Raw genomic sequence first — 385 nt, 5'->3', positions numbered from 1 at the left:
CAGTGGGTCCGTCTCGACGAGCCCGTGGCCGAGGCGGTCGAAGCGCTCGAGGCGAGCGGGTTCGAGCCGGTCGAGCCGGGCAAGCTCACCGTCGCGCACTCGGCTTACGTGCCCCCGCTGGGCTACATCCCCGAGGGTGAGACCGAGGCGGCCGGCACCGAGCCGAACATCGGCGCGCTAATCGCCGACGCGCTGGGCCTCGAGTACAACCCGGTCGTCGTCGCGTGGGCGGACTGGCCCCTCGGCATCCAGTCCGGCAAGTACGACCTCATCACCTCCAACGTCACCGTCACCGAGGAGCGCAAGGAGCTCTACGACTTCGCGAGCTACCGCGAGGACCTGCTCGGCTTCTACGTGAAGTCCGTCAGCGACATCCAGAAGATCG

The 385-nt window shown here is 68.3% G+C and carries 1 protein-coding gene; it reads left to right on the top strand.

The genetic code is table 11. The features are described from left to right. Nucleotides 1-385 (top strand): transporter substrate-binding domain-containing protein (locus ACZYRN_RS19280; protein ID WP_488913189.1); only part of this gene is annotated, 385 nt, incomplete at both ends.

This window comes from Domibacillus sp. F004 (assembly GCF_057814295.1).
Note: the sequence above shows the minus strand (reverse complement) of the source record. Positions and strands in the feature narration are given on the sequence as shown.